20 protein-coding genes are annotated in these 24,054 nt (G+C 66.2%); 7 read left to right on the top strand and 13 right to left on the bottom strand.

Going from position 1 to position 24,054, the window contains the following annotated elements; all coding sequences use genetic code 11:
- Nucleotides 1–47 precede the first annotated feature (47 nt).
- From LVJ94_18940 to LVJ94_18900, 9 genes are all read right to left on the bottom strand, one after another.
- A complete protein-coding gene (locus tag LVJ94_18940; GenBank protein WXB09299.1) occupies nt 48–371 on the bottom strand; it encodes a hypothetical protein in 324 nt (107 codons plus the stop codon).
- A gap of 116 nt (nt 372–487) precedes the next feature.
- The gene (locus LVJ94_18935; protein ID WXB09298.1) at nt 488–1,591 is read right to left on the bottom strand and encodes a branched-chain amino acid aminotransferase; all 1,104 of its coding nucleotides are present in this window, start codon (nt 1,589–1,591) and stop codon (nt 488–490) included.
- Nucleotides 1,592–1,722: 131 nt separating this feature from the next.
- Nucleotides 1,723–2,382, bottom strand: coding sequence for a DUF72 domain-containing protein (locus tag LVJ94_18930; protein WXB09297.1), 660 nt, complete (start codon nt 2,380–2,382; stop codon nt 1,723–1,725).
- A 15-nt stretch (nt 2,383–2,397) separates the two neighbouring features.
- Nucleotides 2,398–2,961, bottom strand: coding sequence for a hypothetical protein (locus tag LVJ94_18925; protein WXB09296.1), 564 nt, complete (start codon nt 2,959–2,961; stop codon nt 2,398–2,400).
- Nucleotides 2,961–5,663 carry a leucine--tRNA ligase gene (gene leuS, locus LVJ94_18920; protein WXB09295.1) on the bottom strand — a complete coding sequence of 901 codons (2,703 nt, stop codon included), beginning with the start codon at nt 5,661–5,663 and terminating at the stop codon, nt 2,961–2,963. The genes LVJ94_18925 and leuS overlap by 1 nt, the downstream gene beginning before the upstream one ends.
- A gap of 43 nt (nt 5,664–5,706) precedes the next feature.
- Nucleotides 5,707–7,011 (bottom strand): ribonuclease H-like domain-containing protein, encoded by a 1,305-nt coding sequence (locus tag LVJ94_18915; GenBank protein WXB09294.1) that lies wholly within the window; start codon nt 7,009–7,011, stop codon nt 5,707–5,709.
- 32 nt (nt 7,012–7,043) lie between these two features.
- On the bottom strand, nt 7,044–8,849 hold the full coding sequence (locus LVJ94_18910) for a hypothetical protein (GenBank protein WXB09293.1): 1,806 nt from the start codon (nt 8,847–8,849) through the stop codon (nt 7,044–7,046).
- A gap of 29 nt (nt 8,850–8,878) precedes the next feature.
- Entirely contained in the window at nt 8,879–9,388 is a 510-nt protein-coding gene (locus LVJ94_18905) for an NUDIX hydrolase (protein ID WXB09292.1), read from the bottom strand.
- Nucleotides 9,385–10,008, bottom strand: a complete 624-nt coding sequence (locus tag LVJ94_18900; GenBank protein WXB09291.1) for a hypothetical protein — start codon at nt 10,006–10,008, stop codon at nt 9,385–9,387. The genes LVJ94_18905 and LVJ94_18900 overlap by 4 nt, the downstream gene beginning before the upstream one ends.
- 167 nt (nt 10,009–10,175) lie before the next feature.
- Here LVJ94_18900 and glgP point away from each other — a divergent pair, with 167 nt between their 5' ends.
- On the top strand, nt 10,176–12,737 hold the full coding sequence (gene glgP / locus LVJ94_18895; protein ID WXB09290.1) for an alpha-glucan family phosphorylase: 2,562 nt from the start codon (nt 10,176–10,178) through the stop codon (nt 12,735–12,737).
- A gap of 35 nt (nt 12,738–12,772) precedes the next feature.
- Nucleotides 12,773–14,353, top strand: a complete 1,581-nt coding sequence (locus tag LVJ94_18890; GenBank protein WXB09289.1) for an aldehyde dehydrogenase family protein — start codon at nt 12,773–12,775, stop codon at nt 14,351–14,353.
- Nucleotides 14,354–14,363: 10 nt separating this feature from the next.
- Here LVJ94_18890 and LVJ94_18885 read toward each other — a convergent pair whose 3' ends face one another.
- On the bottom strand, nt 14,364–15,626 hold the full coding sequence (locus LVJ94_18885) for a GTPase domain-containing protein (GenBank protein ID WXB09288.1): 1,263 nt from the start codon (nt 15,624–15,626) through the stop codon (nt 14,364–14,366).
- 74 nt (nt 15,627–15,700) lie between these two features.
- On the opposite strand from LVJ94_18885, the gene LVJ94_18880 reads away from it, so the two are divergent.
- The 5 genes from LVJ94_18880 to LVJ94_18860 all read left to right on the top strand — a co-directional run bounded on the left by LVJ94_18880 (nt 15,701) and on the right by LVJ94_18860 (nt 20,026).
- Complete coding sequence (locus tag LVJ94_18880; protein ID WXB09287.1) at nt 15,701–16,456, top strand: protein tyrosine phosphatase; 756 nt, start codon at nt 15,701–15,703, stop codon at nt 16,454–16,456.
- Between the two features lie 22 nt (nt 16,457–16,478).
- The gene (locus LVJ94_18875) at nt 16,479–17,771 is read left to right on the top strand and encodes a nucleotide sugar dehydrogenase (GenBank protein ID WXB09286.1); all 1,293 of its coding nucleotides are present in this window, start codon (nt 16,479–16,481) and stop codon (nt 17,769–17,771) included.
- A gap of 127 nt (nt 17,772–17,898) precedes the next feature.
- Complete coding sequence (locus LVJ94_18870) at nt 17,899–19,053, top strand: flippase-like domain-containing protein (protein WXB09285.1); 1,155 nt, start codon at nt 17,899–17,901, stop codon at nt 19,051–19,053.
- Between the two features lie 107 nt (nt 19,054–19,160).
- Nucleotides 19,161–19,442: a helix-turn-helix domain-containing protein gene (locus LVJ94_18865; protein WXB09284.1), complete on the top strand. Its 282-nt coding sequence runs from the start codon at nt 19,161–19,163 to the stop codon at nt 19,440–19,442.
- Nucleotides 19,439–20,026: a HipA N-terminal domain-containing protein gene (locus tag LVJ94_18860; protein ID WXB09283.1), complete on the top strand. Its 588-nt coding sequence runs from the start codon at nt 19,439–19,441 to the stop codon at nt 20,024–20,026. Before LVJ94_18865 ends, LVJ94_18860 begins: the two co-directional genes overlap by 4 nt.
- On the opposite strand, the gene LVJ94_18855 is transcribed toward LVJ94_18860, so the two are convergent.
- The 3 genes from LVJ94_18855 to LVJ94_18845 all read right to left on the bottom strand — a co-directional run bounded on the left by LVJ94_18855 (nt 20,004) and on the right by LVJ94_18845 (nt 24,033).
- Nucleotides 20,004–21,038, bottom strand: coding sequence for a formylglycine-generating enzyme family protein (locus LVJ94_18855; protein ID WXB09282.1), 1,035 nt, complete (start codon nt 21,036–21,038; stop codon nt 20,004–20,006). The genes LVJ94_18860 and LVJ94_18855 overlap by 23 nt on opposite strands.
- A gap of 477 nt (nt 21,039–21,515) precedes the next feature.
- The gene (locus LVJ94_18850; GenBank protein WXB09281.1) at nt 21,516–22,118 is read right to left on the bottom strand and encodes a hypothetical protein; all 603 of its coding nucleotides are present in this window, start codon (nt 22,116–22,118) and stop codon (nt 21,516–21,518) included.
- Nucleotides 22,119–22,131: 13 nt separating this feature from the next.
- Nucleotides 22,132–24,033 carry a PDZ domain-containing protein gene (locus tag LVJ94_18845; GenBank protein ID WXB09280.1) on the bottom strand — a complete coding sequence of 634 codons (1,902 nt, stop codon included), beginning with the start codon at nt 24,031–24,033 and terminating at the stop codon, nt 22,132–22,134.
- Nucleotides 24,034–24,054: the final 21 nt, after the last annotated feature.

Raw genomic sequence — 24,054 nt, 5'->3', positions numbered from 1 at the left:
CCGATGCGTCTCGGTGAAATCCGCAGATGAAGCGCGAAGCGCCAGGATTAGCGCGAAGCACGCCTTCGCGCCCGTCGCGCGGGCGGAAGCGCACTTTCACGCGTGTCGGGCGCTTTCGCGATGGGCGCGATGGGCCGCTGGAGCGAATCCGGCGGTGCATCGAGCAACTCGCGCATGTCGTGCGTCGCGCCACGTGCCATGCGCGCGAGTGCGCTCTTGGTCACGGCAATCTGCCCGCGCACGTCATCCAACGTCTCAATCTGCGTTTCCGTCGGCCCCTCCCCACGCCACGCACGACGCAACACTTCCTCGGTCTCGCCGAGAAGCCGGTGCGCTTCTCGGATGATCTCTTCGAACGTCGGAACGCTCATCGACACCTCCCCCGCATCGTCCGGTACTCGAACGTCGGTCGCGATGAATTTTGCACGACCGACGTCGGGAGCCCAGTTTATAAGGGGTCGTCGTCGTCACGACACGCGCGCGCGATCTACTTCAAGCGATGCATCCACCCGTGCGGATCGGGAAGCGTGCCACGTTGAATGCTCGTGAGCTGCTCACGCAAATGCATCGAGACTTCACCGGTTTTCCCGCCGTTGATCTCGAATTCGCCGCGTGCGTGCTTCACTTTGCCGACCGGTGTGATGACCGCGGCGGTGCCGCAGGCGAAGGTCTCGGTAAGCTCGCCCGACGTCGCCTTTTTCTCCCATTCTTCCGTGGAGATGCGGCGCTCTTCGACGCGGTAGCCGAGATCCGATGCGAGCTGCAAAAGTGATTTGCGCGTAACGCCGGGAAGCAGTGCTCCGTTGAGCTCGGGCGTGACGATGGTGGCGTTCTTCCCAGAGCCGAACACGAAGAAGAGATTCATGCCGCCCATCTCTTCGATCCATTTGTGCTCGACGGCGTCGAGCCACACGACTTGGTCGCAACCTTTCTCCGCGGCCTGCGCCTGCGCCTGCAGCGAGGCGGCGTAGTTGCCCGCGCACTTGGCGAAGCCCGTACCGCCGGGCGCCGCGCGCACGAACTCGGTGCAGAGCCACACGCTCACCGGCTTGATGCCGCCACTGAAGTACGAGCCCGCGGGCGATGCGATGAGCACGTAGAGGTACTCCTTCGCGGGGCGCACGCCGAAGCTGGCTTCCGTGGCGATCATCAAAGGACGGAAGTAGAGCGCGGCCTCACCACCGGAGGCGGGAACCCAGCGCTCGTCGGCAGCAACGAGCTCGCGCAGGGAGCCGAGGAAATACTCGTCGGGCAACTCCGGCATGGCCAGGCGGCGCGCCGAGGTGCGGAAGCGTTCCGCGTTGGCCTCGGGCCGGAAGGTGGAAATGGATCCATCGGGTCGGCGATAAGCCTTCAGGCCTTCGAAAATGGCTTGGCCATAGTGCAGCACCATCGCGGAGGGCTGAAGCTCCAGGGCGCGGTAGGGTTCGACGCGGCCGTTGTGCCACCCCTGCTCCGCGGTCCATCGAACCGTCACGATGTGATCGGTGAAGTGCTTGCCGAATCCCGGGTTCGCCAGGATTTCTGCCAGCCGTTCCGCGCTCGCCGGCTCCGGGTGCGCGACCTTCGAAAACAAAGTCGTGGACGTCATCGTTGTACATTACTCATAAAACGGGACGGACTCCCAGGCCCGTAACAATCGCGAGATACGATTCGGTCTCAGCTGCAACGATGACGGACGCCCCCAAAGGCTGCCTCGCTCGCGAGCCGTTCCTGAGTCAGCTAGGCGAGCTTGAGCGCTTTCTTGAGACGCTTTGCGTCGGCGAACATGTCCACGTTGGTGAACACGTAGGTCGCGTCATCGTGCTCGGCGGAGCGCGCGAGATCGGCAAGCCGCTCGATGGCCGGATCCTCGTAACGGCTCTTGTGGCCAGCCGGTCCCGGAAGTCGGTAGTAGGCCACGGCGCCTTCGCCGATGCCTTGCGTCAGCGGATCGCGCGCCGCGATGGCGCCCGCATCTTCGGCGAGGGACGCGGCATCGTCGGGATCCCACGACGTCGGGGCCTCCCAGACGATGCGATCGAACTTGCGCTGGATGCTGCCGAGGAACTCTTTGACCATCGCCTTGTTCGCTCGGCTCGACGAAAAATCGGGCGGGGCGACGAAGACGGCGGTGCTGGCCACGAGCTCTTTGCTCACCTCGCGGAGCGACTTCAACGCGCTCTCGATGACTTTGCCGCTGCGGAAGCCCTCTTGGCCGATGTCGCGCGGGGCGACCACGCTGAAGTCGAAGCCCTCCGGGGCCTCACGGCGCCAGCGGCGGATGGTGCCCGTGCCGGGCGATACGTGCACTTCTTGGATCTCGACGAAGAGGAACTCTTTGAAGTAGCGCGTCGCCGGTACCGGAAAGCCCGCGCACCCCAGAGTAATCGTCTTTTCCATGGGTGCGCACGAAGGCTACCACAGTTCCTCCGCCGACTCGTCCCGTGCGACCGGGTGCCCCAGAACGCGCAATGCCAGACGTTGCCCTACACGTCGTGCGACCGCGCGAAGGGCGTCGTCGTGACGCATGCCCTCGGCCACGAGGCCGGTGGCGCCAGAGCTCTCCACCACGTTGAACGCGCGCACGTCCCCGGTGTCCGCCTCGTGCGCGCCGTTTTGGGCCCGCACGATCCACGCGCGCGCCAGCACGCCGACCTGCGTCGCACGCGCCTGCGGAACGCGCGCGCCCGTCGCATCCGTACCCGAGGCGATGCCCTCGCTGGCTTCGTCGGCGCGCAGCACCTCCACCTCGACGCGCGGGTAGCCCGTTCCCGCAGCAAGCGACCCCTCGCGTGCCAAGGTGGTGCGCATGCCCGAGAGCACCTCGTCGTTGGCCACGGCATCGGCCACACGCGCACGCACCAGCACCACCGAAAGCCGCACCTCGCCGGGCTGCGCGTAGAGCGCCCGGTAGCCGCAACCGGCCACCGAGCACACCATCGCCATGCCCATCACCAGGGCGGACGGGAGCTTCTTCATCAACCCACGATCAGATTGATGATCTTCCCGGGCACGTAAACCATCTTGCGCAAGGTCTTCCCTTCGACGTGCGCCGCCACCTTCGGCGCCGAAAACGCCGCCGCGCGCGCCGTTGCCTCGTCCGCATCCACGGCCAATTGCACGGTGCCGCGCATTTTTCCGTTCACCTGAACGCCGATCTCGACGACGTCGTCGCGGACCAGATCCTCGTCGAACGACGGCCACGGCTCGTAGGCCAGCGACTCCGTGCCGCCGAGCCGCTTCCATAGCTCCTCGCCCAGGTGCGGCGCAAACGGCGACACCAGGAGCACGAGCTGCTTCACCCCTTCGTACGGCGTCTTGGGCAGCCCGCCGAGGTGGCGCACCAGCACCATCATCGCGCTGATGGCCGTGTTGAAGCGCAGCGACTCGATGTCCTGCGACACCTTTTTGATCGTCTTGTGGACGAGCCGCTTCGTCTCCACATCGTAGTCCGCGTCGTCGCGCGAGAGCTTCGCGCTGTCGTGCCCCACGTTCCACGTGCGCTCCAGAAAGCGCCGCACGCCGTCGATGCCGCTGGTCTGCCACGGCTTCATGTGCTCGAGCGGCCCCATGAACATCTCGTACAAACGAAGCGCGTCGGCGCCGTGGTTGCGCACGATGTCGTCCGGGTTGACGACGTTGCCACGCGCCTTGCTCATCTTCTCGGCGACCAGCACGACCTCGATGCCCAGCGTCTTGTGCACGTACGCCCCGGCGGCATGACCGGGCTGCACCTCCTCTTCCTTCGCCCAGGCCTCCTCGACGACTTCGCCGGACAGATCGCCCAGGTGAATCTCCCCCTTGTCGGTGTCCTTCACCACCGTGGCGGTGCCGGGGTAAATCTGCTCGGGGTTCGCCGTGCTCCGGTAATAGCGGAACGACGTTCCCAAGATGATGCCCTGGTGCACCAAGCGCGCGAAGGGCTCCGGATGCTTCACGATGCCAAGATCGTAGAAGGCCTTGTGCCAAAAGCGCGCGTAGAGCAGGTGCAGCACGCTGTGTTCCGCGCCGCCGACGTACAGGTCGACCGGCATCCACGCGTCGTACGCTTCGTCGCTGCAGAGCTTCTCGCGGTTGGTCGGATCGAGGAAGCGCAGGTAGTACCAACAGGAGCCCGCCCACTGCGGCATCGTGTTGGTCTCGCGCGCGTACCACTTTCCTTCCTTCTGAAAGAAGCGCCACTCGGGAACACGGGCCAGCGGGCCCAAGGGATCAGCGCCGGGTCGATAATCCTCGAGCTCGGGCAGCAGCAGGGGTAGCTCGCTCTCGTCGACCGCGATCGGCTGGTCGTAGCGAATCGTGTAAACCGCATCTTTCTGCCGGGGATCAACGTCCGTCTCCACCGGAAAATAAATGGGAATCGGCTCGCCCCAATAGCGCTGGCGAGAAAACACCCAGTCGCGCAGCCGGTACGTCACGCGCGGGCCGCCTTTGCCTTGCGACTTCAACCAATCGGTGATGCGGCGGCGCACCTCGGCGCTGGGCACGCCGTTGGGGATCTCCACGAAGGAGCGGAGCAGATGGGATACGCCATCTTCGGTGTACGCGGCCTTCTGCACGTCGACCGTGTCCTTGCTACCCGGGGCGGGATCCACCACCTGCACGATGGGCAGGCCGTAGGCCAGGGCAAACGCATGATCGCGCTCGTCGTGCCCCGGCACGGCCATGATGGCCCCCGTGCCGTAGGTTCCAATGACGTAGTCGCCAATCCAAATAGGCACTTTGTCGCCGTTGATGGGATTGACGGCATACGCCCCGAGCGCGACGCCCGTCTTCTTCTTGGTCACGTCGGAACGCTCGATGTCGCTCTTCTTTTTCGCGGCCTGCACGTACGCGTTGACCGACTCGCGCTGCGCCGGCGCCGTCAGCTCCTCCACCAGCGGATGCTCGGGGGCGAGAACGACGTACGTCGCGCCCGGGAGCGTGTCGACGCGCGTGGTGAAGATCGTGATTTTCGCGCTCGAGTGACCCTCGACCGCGAAATCGGCGAGTGCACCTTCGCTGCGCCCGATCCAATGGTGCTGCTTGGCCTTCGTCGATTCGGGCCAGTCGATGGTGTCCAGGCCTTCGGCCAACTGGTCCGCGTAGGCCGTGATCTTCAGGAGCCACTGGCGCAGGGGCAGGCGCTCGACGGGGTGATTTCCGCGTTCGCTGCGGCCGTCGATGACCTCTTCGTTCGCCAGCACGGTGCCGAGCGCGGCGCACCAATTGACCGGGATCTTCTCCTGCGACGCCAGACCGCGTTTGAAAAGCTGCAAGAAGAGCCACTGCGTCCAGCGGACGTACTCGGGCGCGGTGCTATCGATCTCGCGCTCCCAGTCGAAGGAGAAGCCGAGGCTCTTGAGCTGCCGCTTGAAGGTCTGGATGTTCTTCAGCGTGGTCACGCGCGGATGCGTGCCCGTGGCGATGGCGTGCTGCTCGGCGGGCAGGCCGAACGCGTCCCAGCCCATGGGGTGAAGGACATCGAAGCCCTGCATGCGCTTGTAGCGCGCGGTGATGTCCGTCGCCGTGTAACCCTCGGGATGACCGACATGAAGGCCGGCCCCGGACGGGTACGGGAACATATCGAGAATGTAGATTTTCGGTTTTCCGGGGTGGCGTTCCGCCCGGAAGGTGGCGTGCTCGTCCCAGTAGCGCTGCCACACGGGCTCGATGCTCGCCGGATCGTACGTATCGGTCATACCGGTGGATTTATCATAGGGGTCAGGGGTTAGGGATTAGGGGTTAGGGACGATCGCGAAAAAGGCTCGCCGTTCCTCTTCCTTTATCCCTAACCCCTAACCCCTGATCCCTCGCCTTGCGCGTGAGACGTGCGGCACGGTGCCGTCGCGAGGGCTCCGACTCGCCGGTCCCCTGTTCGACCAGGGCGAGTGCCCGTGCCGGCTCCTTGACGTAGTGCTCGTACAACTTGGCCAACTCCAGCCGGACCCGGTCGCAATCGATTTTCTCGGCCAGCGCGCTGTAATCGAGGAGCGCCCGTGCCCGGTCGCCGCGGGCCTTGGCGATCTCCGCGCGCACCCGGATGGATTCGTGCCCGGCCCCGCGCCGAATGGCCGTCTCCGCCGCCGCGGCCGCACCATCCATGGCCCCCGCACGCTTCAGGGTGCGGGCCACGCCGACCAGATCCTCCGGATCGAGCTGCGAGCCCTCGAGCGGTTCCCCGTAGAGACCGACCAGCGCCGCCATCGAAACGACGTCCCACGAGTTGTGCTCGACCACCCGGCGCAAGGCGCTGCCGTCGCCGGTGCGGAGGAAGTGGAAATAACAAGCGCTCACGTCGGCCGAGTCGACGTCGTTGTCGCGCTCGAATCCGAGGATCTCGCGCTCGATGTTGGTCAATCGGCAGGTGATGCCCCGCGGCCTGTGGAGCCTCCGCGCCACGTGCAGCAAATCGAGGTGCGGGAGATTCTCCGGGGGCGCGATGCGGTTCATGACGAAGCGCGTGCGCAAAAGCGGCATGTCGAAGGCTTTGCCGTTGAAGGTGACAATCATGGTCGCCTTCTGCAGCCGCATGGCCACGCGCTCGAGCATGGGCGCCTCTTCCCCGAGCTCGCGCACGAGGAGCTGCTCCACGACGAAGTCGCCACCCTCCCAGAAGGCCAATCCCACGAGAAACGCCACCGTGCCGGTGCCCCCGCTGAGGCCCGTGGTCTCGGTGTCCAGGTACAGCGCGCCGCCCAGCTGGCAAGCCTGGAGCGATGGATCGAGGGCGAGCAAGGCCAGGAGCTCCGTGCTGGCATCCCGCGCCGGAAGCAATGGCGCCCGGCCCGTGCGGTGCGCTGGCGAGAGCCGGAAGTTGCGCACGTGCAAAAGGCCCGAATCGGTCTCGATGCTCGCGAAGGGAAGATCGTCGGTGTCCACCGCCCGCGGCGCTGGCCGTTTCTCCATGCCGCTTCGCTCGAGGATGGCGTTCATCTTCGCGCGCAGCTGGTCGAGCGTATTCGAGGCCGGCGGCGCGATCGGTGCGACTTCCGGCTCCGCCTCGGGCTCTGGCACACTCAGCCGACTCAGCTTGGAACGCAGTGACACGCGTTCACTGTATATCCGTCCAGGCCGTTCGCTCAAGTTTGCTGCGCATCGCGCGCGGCACTCCAGGTAAATCGGTCGATTAGCACCGGTTTTTCGTCGGCGAGCGGGTCGACCAAGCCCAAGGCGAACACCTCGACATGCCCCGTGCGGTCGATGCGCAGCCGGAGAAAGTGCCGGTATGCCGGGCTTCCCAGCGCCGCGAACGGCTGCGAGTGGTTCAACCCGAGCCGGTGGATCATGGACAGCATGCCGCCAAAGGCAAAGCCGCTCGCCCAGGTGGCCACGACCCAGCCGAGCACCATCCAGGCCGTGCGTGGCAATGTCCCGGGCCCCATGAGGTAGACCCCCAATCGATCGATCACGACGGCGACGTCCACCGGCAAGAGCCCCGTGAGCAGGCCAAACCCCATGGCAAAGGGCACCGAACGCCACGCGCGGTGTCGCCGCCAGCCGATGAGAAGCGCCGTCCCCACCGCCACGCACGCGCTCATGATGCAGGCCACGCCGAGCGCCGCGCGCGGACTCTTGTCGATGTACGCCGACAAGGCCAGCGCGTGCCCGATGGCGAAAACGCTGGTGATGAGCCAGCCCGCACCGCCCCAGGCCACGTGCCACGGCAGACCGCGCAGCATCCGCTTGGAGGCCACGGGACCGGGGAATTCCGCGTCGATTGCGTAGGCACCCCGCCGCGCGGTGCGTGCACCATGCAAGAATGCGCCTCCGCCCCCTGCCACAACGTGCAGGCTCTGACCTTCGGCCGAGCGCTCGTAGTGGTGGATGTCGCCGGCGATGAAGAGCGTCGGATCGAGCGACGCCTCGATGCCAATGGACTTGAGCATCGAGGCGCCCGACTCGCGCACCTCGCCGCTCGCACGTGCGGGATCCGGCATCATGACGACGCGCGCAGGAGCCCCCGGCACGCGGAAGTACGATTGCTGCCTCGGATCGATGTGCCTCAATTGGCGATCCACGGCGAAGAGCTCGAGCGTCGGCGCGAGCGGCAGCCGGAAATAGCTCGCACGCTGGATGGGCACGTACCCGAAGAGGGCCATCGTGTCGGGCTTTTCCACGGCCACGCCCCGGCGAAAGGCGTCCGCCCATGCGAGGACGGGAAACTCGTTGGTAACCGGGTGGAGCGCCCGCTGGCTCAAAGGCGAATCGGTTTGCTCGAAGGCGCACGGCGCCTGGCAGAGACGCGCGAATCCATCGAGCCCGTCGTACCAATCGTGGTTGCCCGGGATGGCCAACAGCACGCGCGGTGTCTCGTCGCCGATCTCCTCGAGCACGTGGTTCCAGGGCACGACCAGCCGCCGCGAGACCTCGCGCACCGTGGCCACCGGATAGGCCAGATCGCCGCCGAGGATGAGCACATCGCCGCGTGGAAGTCGGGTGCCGTCTTCCAGCTCGAAGGTGCCGAACACGAGACGCGCCACCGCCTCGCTCACCGAAACGTCGTCCCCGGTGTCGGCGACGAAATCGATCCAGAGATCGCGCCCCAAGGACTCCACCAACGTGGGAGCATTCGTGGCCCCGCGATCCGACAAGACGCCCACCGCACGCTCGACCAAGCGCGGGGGTGCATCCGGGATCATCCACTGGCGCGAGTCGATGTTCTCGGTCGCGATGGCCGAGGCCACCAAGTGACGAAGGTGGCCCCAAAAGGCGGTAAACCCGAACCACGCAATCGCGCGGGGCCGCCGCTCCCCACGCCGGTAGTGCGCGCGGGGCACGTCGCCCTGCAGGGTGGCGATGCGCATCGGTTCGGCGTTGCGAGAACCCGCTGCGCCCGCGGGGGAATCGGATGGCAGGGCGGTCGCGGCACCGGACGTGGGGGGCACCGCCGAGAATATACCGCTCTGCCCCGGCTTTACTCCAGAATGGCGTCCTTCGATTCGGCTCGACGCGCCAGGTCGAACAAATCATCCAGGCCCATCGCCAGAGGCCGCGGCACCTCGTCCTCGCGGAAAAGCCGCACCTCGCGGATCTCCAGAGGGTTCACCTCGCTGCTCGCTCTGGTTTCGCTGGTCTCGGGCGGCTCGATCTCGCAACGGACCAGCACGTTCACCGCATGAAAGCGGATATCGCGATCGGGACGCGAGAAGACGCCCACGAGCCGCTCGAACACCGGCCCGCGCACCCCCGTCTCCTCGAGCAACTCACGCACCATGGTGCTGCGCAAGGTCTCGCCCCACTCCAACGTACCACCCGGCATCGCCCACGTTCCCGTGTCCGCGCGACGGATGAGCAACCACCGCCCATCGCGCGTGTGCGCCGCAATGACGATGCCCACCACCGGGCGCCGCAGCAGATGCCGCGCCACCTCGTAGAGGACCTTCAACGCGCCTTTGGGCAGCGCTCCCAAATAAGAGAAGTTCATTTCGGCTTTCGAATGCAGGTACGCATGGCCTCGGGCGGGATGGCGCAATCGAGCGATGGATCGTTGGGCGCGCAGGCCACCAAGCCGCCATCGGCCCAACGCTGGATGCCGCCGCGGTATTCGACGAGCACCTCGAACACCACGGCGGCGCGAGGCAGCCCCGGTGGCAGCTCGCCTTTCACGGCATGGGACTCGACCCGGTTGCTCGGCACGCCGCGCGCGAGGAGCTCGCCCAATACGGCATTCGCACGACCTTGGCTCAACACACGATCTTCGCCCGTCGTGGAATAACCGAGGACGGCCAGACGCACGACCTTCGGGTGCGGATCGTTGAGCTGCGCCGCAATCCGATCCAAGGTCGCCTTGGCATCGGCCGGTACCGCGGCACTGCCGAGGGCGAAGGGCACATGATCCGAAATGCGGTGCGGCGCCTCGTCCGTGAAGACGTACCCATATTGCGCGCACCCGGCGTCGTCGTCGCTGCGCCCCTGGTAGGCCTCCGAAGCGGAGATGTTCCACGTCGGCCGTGCGCTCCCGGACGACGCGACAGCCCGACTGGCCTCATGGGCCGGAGGTGCCTTCGAACCACATGCGATGCCGGCCGTGACGAGCATCGTCACCGCGGCGAAGATCAACCCGCGTCGTTTCTTTCGGCCGTTTTTCTTGATCGAATTTTCTTCCCTCGCCGCGGTGCCCACAGAAAGAACCTCGCTTTGTGCGCCAAATTCCGCAAGCACTTCTGCTGCAAGGTTTTCCGTTAAACCAGGACGTGCTTAATATCGCCGCCATGCCGACGCTTCGTCGATACACAGTCCTTCCGCGCCTCCCCGCACCTCTCGAGCGATTGCGCGACATCGCGTACAACCTCTGGTGGTCGTGGTCGCCCGTCGCACGTTCTCTCTTCGTACGAATCGATCCAGACCTTTATGACGAAGTTTACGGCAACCCGATTGAACTTTTGTCGCGCGCCTCGCAACAGAGGCTCGACGAACTCGCCACGGACGATGCGTTTCTAAGCCACCTCGAGACCGCGTGGACCACGTTCAACGCGTACATGTCGCGCGAGGGTTGGTTCAAGAAGACGTACCCCAACGCGAAGGATGCGCGCATCGCCTACTTCTCCATGGAGTACGGCCTCCATCAGAGCCTGCCCATCTACTCGGGAGGCCTGGGTGTGCTCGCGGGCGATCACCTCAAGACGGCCAGCGATCTCGGGCTCCCGCTCGTCGGCGTCGGCCTCGCGTACGCCGAGGGCTACTTCCGCCAGGTGCTCAACGACGACGGATGGCAGGGCGAACGCTACCCGATCAACGACTGGACGCGCCTTCCCGTGCTCCCGGTCCACAGCGCTGACGGCAAGCGCCTCATCATCCGCGTCGCCTACCCCGATCGCACCGTGCTCGCGCAACTCTGGCGCGTGCAGGTCGGCCGCGTTCCCCTCTTTTTGCTCGACGCCAACCTCGAGGAGAACGCCAAGGTCGACCGCGCCATCACCGGCCCGCTCTACGGCGGCGACCAGGAGTTCCGCGTGCGGCAGGAGATCATGCTCGGCATCGGCGGCGTGCACGCCCTCGAGGCGATGGGCATGAGTCCGACGGCCTGCCACATGAACGAGGGGCACTCCGCGTTTCTCGCCCTCGAACGCATCGGCCGCTTGATGCGCGAGCGCGGCGCCAGCTTCGCCGTCGCCTGCGAGGCGAATTCCGCGGCCAGCATTTTCACCACGCACACGCCCGTCCCCGCGGGCAACGACGTCTTCCAACCCGAGCTGGTGCGCCGCTACCTCGAGCCGTACCGCGCAGCGCTCAACATCAGCGAGGAGCAGTTGATCGGCCTCGGCCGGGTCGATACGCGCGATGCCAAGAGCCCCTTCTCCATGCCGGTGCTCGCGATCCGCTCGGCCGACCATTACAACGGCGTGAGCGCGCTGCACGGTGAGGTGTCGCGCAAGATGTACAAGACGCTCTGGCCGGAGCTGCCCGAGCACGAGGTGCCCATCGGATCGGTCACCAACGGCGTGCACATCGCGTCGTGGATCAGCGCCGAGCACGGCGAGCTTTACACGCGCTACCTCGGCCCGCGCTGGGCCGACGAGGTGGACGACCCTGCCCTCTGGGCGCGGGCGCAGAACATCCCCGACGCGGAGCTGTGGCAGGTGCACGAGCACCGCCGCCATCGCCTGGTGCAACTTTGCCGGCATTGGCGCCGGGTCGCGGCCGAGCGCCGGCAGCTCACGCCGGAGGACGTCGAGCGTGCCGAACAGGTGCTCGACCCGCGCGCGCTGACCATCGGCTTCGCGCGCCGCTTCGCCACGTACAAGCGCGCCACCTTGCTCTTCAGCGACATGGCCCGCGTGAAGCGACTGCTGGGCGATCCCGATCGGCCCGTGCAGCTCGTCTTCGCCGGCAAGGCGCACCCGCAGGACAAGGGCGGCAAGGAGCTGATTCGCTCCATCGTCCACGCGAGCCGTGATCCGGAGCTCGCCCGGCGCGTCGTGTTCATCGAGGACTACGACATGCGCATCGCCCGCGCGATGGTCGCCGGCGTCGACGTGTGGCTCAACACCCCGCGGCGCCCGCACGAGGCCAGCGGCACGAGCGGCATGAAGGCCGCCGCCAACGGCGCGCTCAATTGCAGCGTGCTCGATGGCTGGTGGGCCGAAGCCTGGGCGCGCCACGGCAGCGAGGTGGGCTGGGCCGTCGGCCGCGGCGAGGAATACGAGGACGGCGCCGGCGATGCCCTCGAGGCCGAGGTGCTCTACGACCTGCTCGAGCGCGACGTGGTGCCGCTCTTTTTCGACCGCACCCCGCACGACCAACTGCCGCGCGCCTGGATCCGGCGGATGAAGAACTCCATCTCCAAGCTGATCCCGGAGTTCAACACCGCGCGCATGGTGCGCGAGTACACGGACGCCTTCTACGTGCCGGCCATCACCCTGTCCAAGCGGCTGCGCGAAGGCAACCTGGCCGAAGCCGAGCGGCTCACCACGTGGAAGGAGAAGGTGCGCGCCGCGTGGCCGCAGGTGGCCATTCAGTCCGTGAACGTGCGCTCCAAAGAGCAGCTCTACTCCGGCGAGCCCCTCGATGTCGAGGCGCTGGTCCACCTCGGCGGCCTCACGCCCGACGACGTGGTGGTGGAGCTGTACCACGGGCAAGTCGCCGCCGGCCAAGACCTCTCGCGCGGCGATGTCGTGCCGATGAAGCTGGTGTCGCGCACGGAGCACGGCCATCTCTACCGCGGCGCCATCCCGACCAAGGACAGCGGTTCGCACGCCTTCGCGGCGCGCGTGATGCCGCACAATCCGATTTTGACGCACCCGTACGAAACCAACCTCGTTCGCTGGGGCTGACGCGCTATCGTAGACCTCCACGCGGAGGTGGATCGATGGGCGCAGTCGCATTCGAGCAACGCGAGCAAGGTGCGGTTGGACAAGGGAACGGCGGGCCCCAATCGGGTGGCACCATTCGAAGCTACGCGCCGGGCAGCGGGGAGCTGCTCGGCGAGGTGCCCGTCATGTCTCCAAGCGAGGTGGTCGCCGTCGTCGAACGCGCGCGCAAAGCGCAGGCCGCGTGGGGCGTGCTCCCCGTGGCCGAGCGCTGTGAGCGGCTGCTGCGCCTGCGCGATGCCATCGTCGACCACGCCGAGGACATCGTCGAGACCATCACGCGCGAGTGCGGCAAGCCCCGCCACGAGGCCTTGGCCCACGAGGTCACCCTCATCGCCGATTTTCTCACGCACTACTGCCGCCACGCCCCGCAGCTGCTCGCACCGCGCCCGCTCGATCTGCACCTGCTGAAGCACCGCAAGAGTTACGTGCACTATGCACCCCGCGGGATCATCGGCATCATCTCGCCCTGGAATTACCCCTTCTCGATCCCCATGGGCGACGTCGTGGCCGCACTCATCACCGGCAGCGCGGCGGTGGTGAAGCCCAGCGAGGTCACGCCGCTCACGATGCTCAAAGCGAAGGCCATCTACAATGGCACGGGCCTCCCCGAGGATCTCTTCGGCGTGGTCACCGGCTACGGCCCCACGGGGCAGGCGCTCATCGAGTCGGGCGTGCAGAAGGTCGTCTTCACCGGCGGCGTCGAGACCGGCCGGCGCGTGGCCGCGGCCTGCGGTGCGCGTCTCGTGCCGTGCGTGATGGAGCTCGGGGGGAAGGCGCCGCTCATCGCCTGCGCCGACGCGGATCTCGAGCGGACCGCGCACGCCATCGTCTATGGCGGCTTCTCCAACGCCGGCCAAGCGTGCATCTCCGTGGAGCGCGTGTACGCGCACAAGGACATCTACGCGAAGCTTCTGCACCGCGTGAAGGAGCTCACCGCGTCGCTGCGCATCGGCGATCCGTCGAAGGACTACGTCGACGTGGGCGCGATCATCTTCCCCAAGCAGATCGAGATCGCCGAACGCCACATCGAGGACGCGCTGCAGAAGGGGGCGGAGCTGGTGCTGGGCGGCCAGAAGCGCCCGGGCCCGGGGCAATTCTTCGAGCCGACCCTCCTGGCCAACTGCACGCACGAAATGACGGTCATGACGCAGGAGATCTTCGGCCCCATCGTGCCCTTTGCGCGCGTCTCCTCGGAGGAGGAGGCCCTAGCGCTGGCCAACAGCTCGCACCTGGGGCTCAATGCCTACGTCTTCACCAAGGATCGCGATCGCGGCCGCGCCCTCGCCGAGCGCATCGAGGCGGGCAGCGTCGTCATCAACGATGTGCTCATCAACTACGGGGCTGTCGACACCCCCTTCGGCGGCATCAAGCAATCGGGCTTCGGCCGCGTCCACGGCGACGATGCTCTGCGCGACATGGCCGAGACCCGCCACGTGAACTACGACCGATTCTCACCGCCCGAGCGCGATCCGCTCTGGTTCCCCTACTCCGCCAAGAGCCTCGGCTGGTTGATGCGCGGCTTCCGCCTGCTCTTCTCCGGAAAGGGCCTCGTGCAGCGGATCGGCCAAATCTTCTAGAGTTTGTCGCTCACAGAACGCTGGCCGCGAGCCCTGTGGCGTTGCGGCGCGCTTCGACGACGAAGGTGAAGCACTCGAGGGCTTCTCGGTAGATCACTTCGTCGCTCTGGCGCGCCGCGCGCACCAAGGCGCGGAACTTCACGTAGCGCCGGCCGTCCAGGCCGATCAAGAGGCACACGAGCGCGGGATCGCGCGGGGCATCCGCCGAGCCACAGAGCCCCGCGGCAAAGGCGAGCACGCGCGAAAGCAGCACGTCGCACGCCATGATCGCGCCCAGCGTGTCATGCGCGGCCAAGAGGTGCTCGCACTTGCGGACGGCATCGCGGTCCACCTCGGGCCAGAGCTCGGCCATGCTGAACGACGTCCCGCCCTGCGAGGACGGCGACACCGTCGGCACCAGGTACGAACCGCTTTGCGCGCCGTCGGACCGCGCACGCGCGCCCCCGGTCGAATCTGGCGCGCGCGCCAGCGCATGCGCGGCCTGCCCCGTCGTGGCAGCCTGCGGCGGTTGCTGCTGCGCTTGCTGCGCCGAAGCCGCGGCCATGGCGGCCACCAACGGCGACTTCTCTCGGCGCACCGGCGGCGCCTCCACGGGCTTCGGTCGCGGGGACTCGGCGAGCCCGCGGATCGCGTCCGCGATGCCCGACGTCTCCTCGTCGAGCAGCATGATGACCTCGCGCCGGTTCGGCAGCTCGGCGCGGTACGTCTCCATCGTCAGCTTGGTGATCTGCTCGAGCCCCTCGAAGACCCCATCCCCGCGCGTCGCACTCGTCCCAATCGACGGGGCGCTGAACAAATTGAAGCGCCGATCCAGCTCGTCCTCGGACACGACCTCGGACAGATCGCGCTTGTTCCACTGGAACGTGTGCGGCAGCTGCGAGAGCGCCCGCCCGTGGTCGGCGAGGTTCGCGTTCAGATCCTCGAGCGACTCCTGGTTCGCATCGAGCCGCGCGGTCTGCGAGTCCGCCACGAACACGATGCCATCGGCGCCGGTGAGCACCAGCTTGCGGGTCGCGCTGTAATAGACCTGGCCCGGCACCGTGAAAAGTTGAAGCCGCACCGTCATGTTGCGGATCTTCTGGAGACGGAGCGGCAGAAAATCGAAGTACAGCGTCCGATCCGTCGGCGTCGCCAGCGACACCAGCTTGCCACGTTTGTCGGGCGCGGACGCCGAATGGATATGCTGGAGCGTTGTCGTCTTTCCGCCGAGCCCGGGGCCGTAGAAGACGATCTTGAAGACGAGCTCCTGAGTTAGCGGATTGAGCGAGGCCATTCGCAGCAGATCGGGTGCTGACCGTACATCGTAGTAGCAATCTCAGGCCGAATTGGTCCAATTCCATTCGAGGAATGCGCGATTTTATCGATCTCCATAGCCACTGGATCGCCCACATCGACGACGGTGCACGCAGTCCGGCCGCCAGCGTCGCCATGCTTTCGCGCTTGTTCCAAGCGGGATTTTCCACGGTGATCGCCACGCCGCATATGCGCCCGGGTATGTTCGACAACGACCGCCCCGCACTCGAGCGCGCGTACGCCGCAATGGGCCCGCACCTGGAAGAAGCCAGCGTGCCGCTCCCCAAGGTCGGTCTAGCCAGCGAACATTTTTTCGATGACGTCGTTTTTCAACGTCTCGTGTCCGGCGAGGGCGTGCCCTATCCCAGTGTGCCCAACGCGCCCAACGCCCCCCACCCGCCCGGCGTCCGTCGCGCCGTCCTCGTCGAGCTTCCCTCGAGCGCCTTCCCGAGGAACCTGCAAGCGCGCTTCTTCGACCTGCGCCGCGCCGGCCTGGCCCCGGTCCTCGCGCACCCGGAGCGGTACCAACCCGTCTGGAAAGACATCGGCGCGCTGACGCCACTGCTCGATGCCGGCACCCACCTGCAGCTCGACCTTTGCTCGCTCGTGGGAAAATACGGCCGGGCCGCGCAGCGAGCCGCGGAAGAGCTGCTCGAGGAAGAGGCGTACGAGATCGCCAGTTCCGATGCGCACAAGCCTGAGGACGTCGACGCCGTGGTTTCGAGCATCGAAAGGCTCGAAGCGCTCGTCGGCCGGGCCGAACGCTCGCGGCTCCTCATCGAAGGACCCCGCTCCCTCCTTTCCCTCTAGCCCGGCTTGGACGGACATCTCCATGAGCCAGCCTAAGAAGGAAGAGCGAATCGCTGTCATCGGTCTCGGTTACGTCGGCCTGCCCGTCGCGCTCGCCTTTGCCCGTCATTTTCCCGGTACGATCGGTTTCGACATCGACACGAAGAAAGTCGAAGAACTTCAGAGTGGTTACGACCGAAATGGTGAACATAAACGTGAAGAGCTCACAGCCTCCACGTTGCGCATGACGAGTGATTCGAAAGAGCTCGAGAATGCGACGTTTTTCGTCGTGGCCGTCCCCACGCCCGTGGACGAGCACAACGTGCCCAACCTGACCCCGGTGATCCGCGCCAGCGAGACCGTCGGCAAGGTCCTCTCGAAGGGCGCATGCATCGTCTACGAGTCGACGGTCTACCCCGGCGTGACCGAAGATGTATGCGGGCCCATCCTCGCGCGTGTGTCGGGGCTCGAGCGCAAAGACTTTCGCTTGGGCTACTCCCCCGAGCGCATCAACCCGGGCGACACCGAGCACACCCTGGAGCGCATCGTGAAGGTCGTCTCCGGGGAAGACAGCGCGACATTGGAGCGGGTTGCGGAGGTCTACGGCACGGTGGTGACCGCCGGCGTGCACCGCGCGCCCTCGATCAAGGTGGCCGAGGCGGCCAAGGTCATCGAGAACACGCAGCGCGATTTGAACATCGCGCTGATGAACGAACTGGCCATCATCTTCGACCGCATGAACATCCGCACCAGCGACGTGCTGGCGGCGGCGGCCACGAAGTGGAACTTCCTCAAGTTCAAGCCCGGCCTGGTGGGCGGCCATTGCATCGGCGTCGACCCGTACTATCTCACGACCAAGGCCGAGCAACTCGGCTACCAGCCGCAGGTGATCCTCGCGGGCCGTCGCATCAACAACAACGTCGGCCCCTTCGTGGCGCAGCGCACGGTGAAGCTGCTCATCGACGCGGACATCCCCGTGAAGCACGCCAAGGTCGGTGTGATGGGCCTCACCTTCAAAGAGAACGTGAGCGATCTGCGCAACAGCAAGGTCCCCGACATCCTCGCCGAGCTCCGGCAATTCGGCATTCAGGCCCTGCTTCACGATCCGCTCGCCAGCGCCCCCGAGTGCGTTCACGAATATGGCTTGCAGCTCGCCGCATTGGAGGAGTTCCACGATCTGGACGCCCTCGTTTTCGCGGTCTCGCACGATGCGTACCTCAAACTGGGCCAGGCGAAGATCCAATCGTTCGTGCGACCCGGCGGCATCTTCGTCGACGTGAAGAGCGCGTTCGATCCGCGAAAGATCGATCGACAGATCCGCTATTGGAGCCTTTGACGCGCCATCGATAATGATCCCCTGAGGACGGAAACCCGACGAAGTGCGGTCGCGTCCGCCGTAAATGGCTGGAATCTTCGTCGGGTGTGGTACGCCGGTACACTCCGCGCTATAGGAGCGTGCCGAAGTGACCGCCGAATCAAGCTCCCCCGCCCCGTCCGAATCGCGCTCGTCTGAGTCTTCCACGGCCTTGGAGCCACCCCACGGATTCTTCCGACGCCATACGGCCAAGTTGGTGGCATCGGCGGTCATCACGGCGAGCCTGCTCTTTACGTTGCAGAAAGGCGGGCTGAAGCTGCTGCCGGACAGCGGGAACTTCGCGCACGTGCGCTGGTGGACGCTCGGGGGGTACTTCCTGACGCTCGTCGTCATGACGTACTTCCGCGCGGTCCGCTGGCGTTTTCTGCTGCGGTCGATCGCCACCGTCCCGCGCAGGCGGGTGCTCGCCGTGTCGTGGATTGGCTTTGCCGCCATTTTGCTGATGCCGTTCCGGCTCGGTGAGTTCGTGCGGCCCTTCCTCATTCGTGAGAAAGGCAAGCTGTCGATGACCGCGGCCACGGGCACGGTCGTCGCCGAACGCGTGGTGGACGGGCTCTATCTGAGCATCATCCTGGCCATCGCCCTCATCACGGTGCCGCACGTGGTGCCGTTGCCGGCCACGGTCGTCGGGCTTCCGGTGTCGGTGGCCGCCGTGCGCCGTTCCGGCTTCGTGATGCTCGGCGTGTTCACGACCGCGTTCATCGTGATTGGCGTTTACTACTTCGCGCGTGAGTGGGCGCGCCGGCTGACGTTGGCCGTGTTCGGGCTGGTGTCGAAAAAGCTGGGCGAGAAGCTCGCCGACTTTGCAGGGCGCCTCGCCGATGGTCTCCATGCCTTCGGGCGCGGCCGCGATGCGCTCGGTTTCCTGTGGGAGAGCACGATCTACTGGTTCGCCAACGTGGGCGGCATGTGGCTTCTGGCCTGGGGCTGCGGCATCGTCCACGGCGACGGGTCGGCCATCACGTTCGGCGAAGCGTGCGCGCTGATGGGCATGCTGGGCGTCACCGTCCTCATCCCGGGCCCGCCCGGCCTTCTCGGCGTCTTCCAGGCCGGCATCTACGCGGGCATGACCATGTACTTCCCCACCAACGTGGTCACCGAGCAGGGCGCCGCCTACGTCTTCCTCCTCTACATGGTCCAACTCGTGTGGACGGTGGTCGCCGCCCTCATCTTCCTCGTGGGCCAGCCCGGCGCCCTGAAGCAACTGAGCGCCTCCGCCGAAGAAACCGTCCCCGCCGGCTAAGCCGCACGACGCAAATGTCGCCGTTCGACGACATTTTGAAATGTCGCCGTTCGCTGACATAAGGGAACATCGCCGTTCGACGACATTTGCGATCGGCCGGGCTCACGATGCACCTTCGCACCGCCAAGGATCTCGGCGCCGCCATCCGCCAACGCCGGCGCGAACTGAAGCTCGGTCAGCGTACCCTCGCCGAACGTGTCGGAGTAAGCCGCCAATGGATCAGCGAATGCGAGCACGGTAAGCCTCGCGCCGAGCTTGGGTTGATTCTGCGCACGCTGCGCGCTCTAGGCTTGAAGCTTCGAATCGGCACCGACGCTGGCGCCCTCACGCCCATCGATGCACCGGACATCGACGCCGTCGTCCGCAACGCCCGAAAGCCGCCAGCATGAACGGCGAGCTGCTCGCATGGCTGGACCAACGCCTCGTTGGCCACCTCCGTCGTGATCGCCGCGGCAAGCTGACGTTCGTCTATGCCGATGAATGGGCTGGCTCGCCAGACGCGTATCCGATCTCGCTTTCGATGCCGCTGACCATGTCGGAGCACAGACATGCCGTTGTCGACGCGTACATCTGGGGCTTGCTCCCCGACAACGAGCTCATTCTGGAGCGATGGGCGCGACGGTTTCAGGTCTCGCCGCGAAACGCCTTCGCCTTGCTGCTCCACGTCGGCGAAGATTGCGCGGGCGCCATCCGCTTCGCCACGGCGGAGCGAAGTGCGTATCTGGCCGACGAGCCAGGCACCATCGATTGGGATATTGGCCCTTATCAATGGGACAAGCTCGGCGCCGAGCTGAAGTTCGACCCCGACGACTTGCGCGCGCGCCTCCGTCGCATGGCGGACGCGCTGCCCGACCTGGTGCAAATGCACCTTCGGCGAGCTCACGACGAAGGGCTTTCTCACCCTGTCGTCGCGGCGCTCGCCGAAGCCATTGCCAAGCGCTGTGTAGAGGTCAGGTTCCCGCGAGGAACGTAGCGGCGGCCACGACGGGGGCGGCTTTGGGGGCCGCGGCAGCTGCGGCGGGCGCCTTCTCGGGGGCGGCCTTGGGGGTCGCGGCGGCCGTGGCGTCGGCCTTGGGGGCGTCCGCGCAGCAGCGGAAGCCGATTTGGTAGAAGATGAACGTCTCGTTGTGCGCGGTCGTCATGGGACGGCAGCGGGTGCGCACGGGGCCCCAATAGCCGCCTTTGAGACCGCTCTTGTACGGGCGGCCGCTCTCGTTCACGACCCACTCGTCGACGTTGCCGGTCATGTCGTGCACGCCGTAGGAACTGACGCAGGCTTCGCGGAAGCCCGACGGATCGCGTTGATCGAGACGCGCCACCTCGGCGTCGCGCGTGCGCGGGTCGGCAATCAGCTTTTCGTCCGGCTCCGGGTGCGGCTTGTCGATGTTGCAGGCTTCGGCGTCGCGCGTCAGGCCGTAGGGATACGGCATGCGCTCCTCGCCTTCGCAGGCCAAGGTCCACTCGGTCTCGCCGCATAGACGCTTGCCAATGGATTCGCACGTCGCCTTCGCTTCCACCCAGGTCTTCATGACCACCGGGCGTTCCCCCGCGACGTTGGGGTATTCGAACTTGTCGATGCAGAACTTTTTGTGCGACGTCCCCGATTGGCACGGGCCGGTGGGGGCGAACTCAGCGCAACGCATCTTCGTCTCGGGGTCGACCCAGCGAAGACACTTCTGCTCGAGCCAAGGACAATAGTCGCCTTCGACCATCACCATGTCCGACGGGCAGACGCCCGATTCGGGAACGCTCGAACCAGGACCCAGTGTGGGGGTCGTAGCGCTCCCCGCATTCGCATTGGAGGCGCTAGCGGGGGCGAGGATGGCCGTCGGCACGCCGTCGTGCTTCGGCGACTCCGCGCCGACGGTTTTAGGTGGAGCCGGCAACTCGGAAGGCGCAGCAGTGGCCACGCCACCTTCCGGTGAGCTGGCACCGAAGATGACCGCTGCAATCGAAACACCGATGAAAATACCAATCTGGCGCATTGCGTGCCCCCCCGCGCGGGAGGTGAATTTCTTTCGGCTTTTTGCGGTTACGGCGAATCTTCCGGAGCCGAAGTCCGGAGTAATCGTTTCGCGTTTTGCGAAGTCGCTAATCTGTATAAGCAAGTGTCTCGCCAAGGTTGACTCGCTTCCTTGGCCCCCCAATCACGTCGTCGTCACATGCAGGTGTGCGGGTTCGTTCGACATACGAATCCCCTCACGCGATCTTCCCGCGCTCGAGAAATCCCTCGATTTCGAAGCCTAATGGAGACGATGTAGGTCCGTCACCTTTTCGGCTTGACAGTCACACGAGAACTGGGCGCGGACCCGGGTTGCCACGCGGCGCGCTCACTGCGACAGCCCCGTCAGGGTCGTGCGGTTCAATAAGCAAACAGCGTAGGACTGCGTAGATATCGACGCGCGAAAGGTACGCGCGAGCTACGCGTACACGCGCCGACTTTGCGCGCGTGCGTATCCCGCTCAGCGCACGCAGAGCAGGGCCGTGGCTGCCTCGACCGAGATTTCCTCGACGATGAGGGCCTCCCCCTGGATGCACCCGGACTGGCACTGGACCACCGGTTTGGCCTGCCCCGAATCGCATTGGTACACGGTGCTGCGGGCGCAGTGGTAGCGCTCCACCTCGCAATAGGCCTCCAGCACCTCGGGATCGGTGGGGCCGCCGTCGGGCACGAATCCTGGCAGCGCCGGGCGCGCGACGGCGGGGCCGATATCCCCCGCGCAAAGTTGCTTTTCCGCGTTTTCGCGCGGCATCTCCATTTCCATGCCGTCGACGACGCAGCCGCGTTTGCACGCAGCCAGCCGATCCCACGGACAGCGGCAACCTTCGGGCGAGCAGGCACCGGGCGGGGTATAGGCGCGCGAGACCTCCACGACATTGTCACGGCATCGTGCCAATCCCTCGGGGCACGCGGCCTCGCTTCCCTTGGGAATGGTGGGCGCGGTGGGGACTTCACCCAGACCGTGACTCCGCAACCACGTGGACAAACAACCACGCTCGCACGCCGAGAGCGTGACGAGAAGCAACAGACCCGTAAGGCCGCGAAGGCGGAAGGCGCGTGACATCGTCGCCAGCGTATCAGCGCGTCAACGCGGCCGGCGGCGGCTGCGGCGCCCGCGGCGCAAGAATGGCGCCCAGCAGATCCGGCTTGGCCGGATCGCGGTCCAGATGCGGATACCGTGCACCGGTCCCCCCGGCGACGCGGTACGTCCGGAAGAAGCCATCCCGCTCGGCCAACAGCTCGACGGGCCCTTTGGCGGCATCCGCCAGGGCGCGCCGCAGCACGTCGGGCGAGTACTTGCGGCCGTTGACCGCGACGACGACGCCGCCCGGCGGGAGCCCCGCCTTGCCGGCCGGTCCATCGAGGTGCACGTCCTTCACGACGCCCTTGTCGTCCAGCACGACGCCCAGGGTGGAGCGCTCGTTCAGGAGGTGGGTCGAGCGTTCCCACACGGACTGAAAGTCCGACGGCTTGTCGTGGTACCCGAGTTTGTAGCCGCCGGCCTCGACACCGCCGAGCGGCACGTGCGGCGTGATGGCGGTGATGCGCTGCTCGAAGAAGGATTTCCAGTCGTACGCCACGACATCGCCCAAGGCCTTCAGCACGTCAGCGAGCTCGTACGGTTTCACCTCCGCCCCGGTGTTGGCACCGCCGAAGAAGGCGCGCAGGAAATCGTCGAGCGAGCGCTTTCCATCCGTCTTTTGCCGGATGAGCGTGTCGGCCTCCAGCCAGACCAGCAGGCTCTCCGGGTAATAGTCGAAGGCGCGCTGGGCCGAATACCAGGGGCGATTCGAGTCGGCCCCGAAGGCCGCCGTAAACGTGGTGTCGCCGAGCGGGCGCCACTTGCGTCCGGGAATGGCGTCGAGCTCCGCGGCCATCCGCGCCAAGTCGTCCAACGCATCCTGGGTCGAGACGACCCCACTGCGTGCGCTGAGGAGCCAGCCGAGGTAGTGCGTGAGCCCCTCGTAGACCCAGAGGAGGTCGTTGCGCATCGGTTGCTGGTAGTCCGGCGTGGCCAGCCCTTTGGGCCGGCGGTATTTTCCGCACCAGGAGTGGGCGAACTCGTGCGGCAGGAGCCAGCGGACGTAGCGGCCTGCATCGTCGCTCGTGAAGAAGTTCGCGATGGCGACGTTTTGGCTCGAGGCGTGGTGCTCGGTGCCGTTGAAGTCCTCCCCCGCCGAGCTGCTCAACGTCAATAAGAAGGTATATCGGTCGTAGTGGCGGGCGCCAAACAAGGCCGCCGCCTCCGCCACCAGCCTGCGGTAGGTCGCGAGGCGGGCCTCCGTCGCTTGAAGCGCGTCCTTGCTCTCCGCGACGACTTCGAGCGAGTGCGCGGCCCCCAAGGCCGTTCCAAGATCGATCGAGCGGCCGTAGCGACCGAGGATCACCGGCGAATCGACGAGCATTTCTAGGGTCGTCGGCCTGAAATTCACCGCGCCCGCCGTGTCGGACGCGATCTGCAGCGACGTGGCGTAGCGCCATCCCGAGGGCATCTGGGCACTGGGCTCGACCCGGACATCGCGAACGCGGGCGCCCTTTGGATAGAGCACCACTTGTTCCCAGCCGATGGACGATACGCCGTCGGTGGGAAACCACCGTGGATCGGCAACGACATCGAGCTCCACGTCGACGGCTGCCGCCCCTGCGGGCACGATCACGGAGAACTCGGACGTCTCCACCGGATCGCGGCGCCAGGCGAGGGTCTGCCCGCCGGCCGAGAACCGCAGCCCGCTGATGTCCGCCACCCGGCCCGCCGGACCGTGATGGCCGGGGATCCACTTCGGGTACACCAACGTCAGCGGCCCTGGGCGTGCGGGCACGCGAACCTTGGCGTGCAGCACCATCTGCGCCGCATCGCGCGCATCGACCCGCACGGTCATCGGTCCGGCGAGCGGCGGCGGCGCGGGGGCTGCCAAAGCTTGGGGCGGCGTGCACCCGGCCAAGAGAAAGAGCGGAATCAGCCGAAAGGGCATTCGCATGGACAATGTCGCGCCTCCTAG

Source organism: Sorangiineae bacterium MSr11367 (genome assembly GCA_037157805.1).
GTDB lineage: Bacteria > Myxococcota_A > Polyangia > Polyangiales > Polyangiaceae > Pendulispora > Pendulispora rubella.
Note: the sequence above shows the minus strand (reverse complement) of the source record. Positions and strands in the feature narration are given on the sequence as shown.

Coding starts and splice junctions, on each gene's coding strand:
- LVJ94_18940 (WXB09299.1), bottom strand. CDS start 371: ATGAGCGTTCCGACGTTCGAAGAGATCATCCGAGAAGCGCACCGGCTT.
- LVJ94_18935 (WXB09298.1), bottom strand. CDS start 1,591: ATGACGTCCACGACTTTGTTTTCGAAGGTCGCGCACCCGGAGCCGGCG.
- LVJ94_18930 (WXB09297.1), bottom strand. CDS start 2,382: ATGGAAAAGACGATTACTCTGGGGTGCGCGGGCTTTCCGGTACCGGCG.
- LVJ94_18925 (WXB09296.1), bottom strand. CDS start 2,961: ATGAAGAAGCTCCCGTCCGCCCTGGTGATGGGCATGGCGATGGTGTGC.
- leuS (WXB09295.1), bottom strand. CDS start 5,663: ATGACCGATACGTACGATCCGGCGAGCATCGAGCCCGTGTGGCAGCGC.
- LVJ94_18905 (WXB09292.1), bottom strand. CDS start 9,388: ATGAACTTCTCTTATTTGGGAGCGCTGCCCAAAGGCGCGTTGAAGGTC.
- glgP (WXB09290.1), top strand. CDS start 10,176: ATGCCGACGCTTCGTCGATACACAGTCCTTCCGCGCCTCCCCGCACCT.
- LVJ94_18890 (WXB09289.1), top strand. CDS start 12,773: ATGGGCGCAGTCGCATTCGAGCAACGCGAGCAAGGTGCGGTTGGACAA.
- LVJ94_18885 (WXB09288.1), bottom strand. CDS start 15,626: ATGGCCTCGCTCAATCCGCTAACTCAGGAGCTCGTCTTCAAGATCGTC.
- LVJ94_18880 (WXB09287.1), top strand. CDS start 15,701: ATGCGCGATTTTATCGATCTCCATAGCCACTGGATCGCCCACATCGAC.
- LVJ94_18875 (WXB09286.1), top strand. CDS start 16,479: ATGAGCCAGCCTAAGAAGGAAGAGCGAATCGCTGTCATCGGTCTCGGT.
- LVJ94_18865 (WXB09284.1), top strand. CDS start 19,161: ATGCACCTTCGCACCGCCAAGGATCTCGGCGCCGCCATCCGCCAACGC.
- LVJ94_18860 (WXB09283.1), top strand. CDS start 19,439: ATGAACGGCGAGCTGCTCGCATGGCTGGACCAACGCCTCGTTGGCCAC.
- LVJ94_18855 (WXB09282.1), bottom strand. CDS start 21,038: ATGCGCCAGATTGGTATTTTCATCGGTGTTTCGATTGCAGCGGTCATC.
- LVJ94_18850 (WXB09281.1), bottom strand. CDS start 22,118: ATGTCACGCGCCTTCCGCCTTCGCGGCCTTACGGGTCTGTTGCTTCTC.
- LVJ94_18845 (WXB09280.1), bottom strand. CDS start 24,033: ATGCGAATGCCCTTTCGGCTGATTCCGCTCTTTCTCTTGGCCGGGTGC.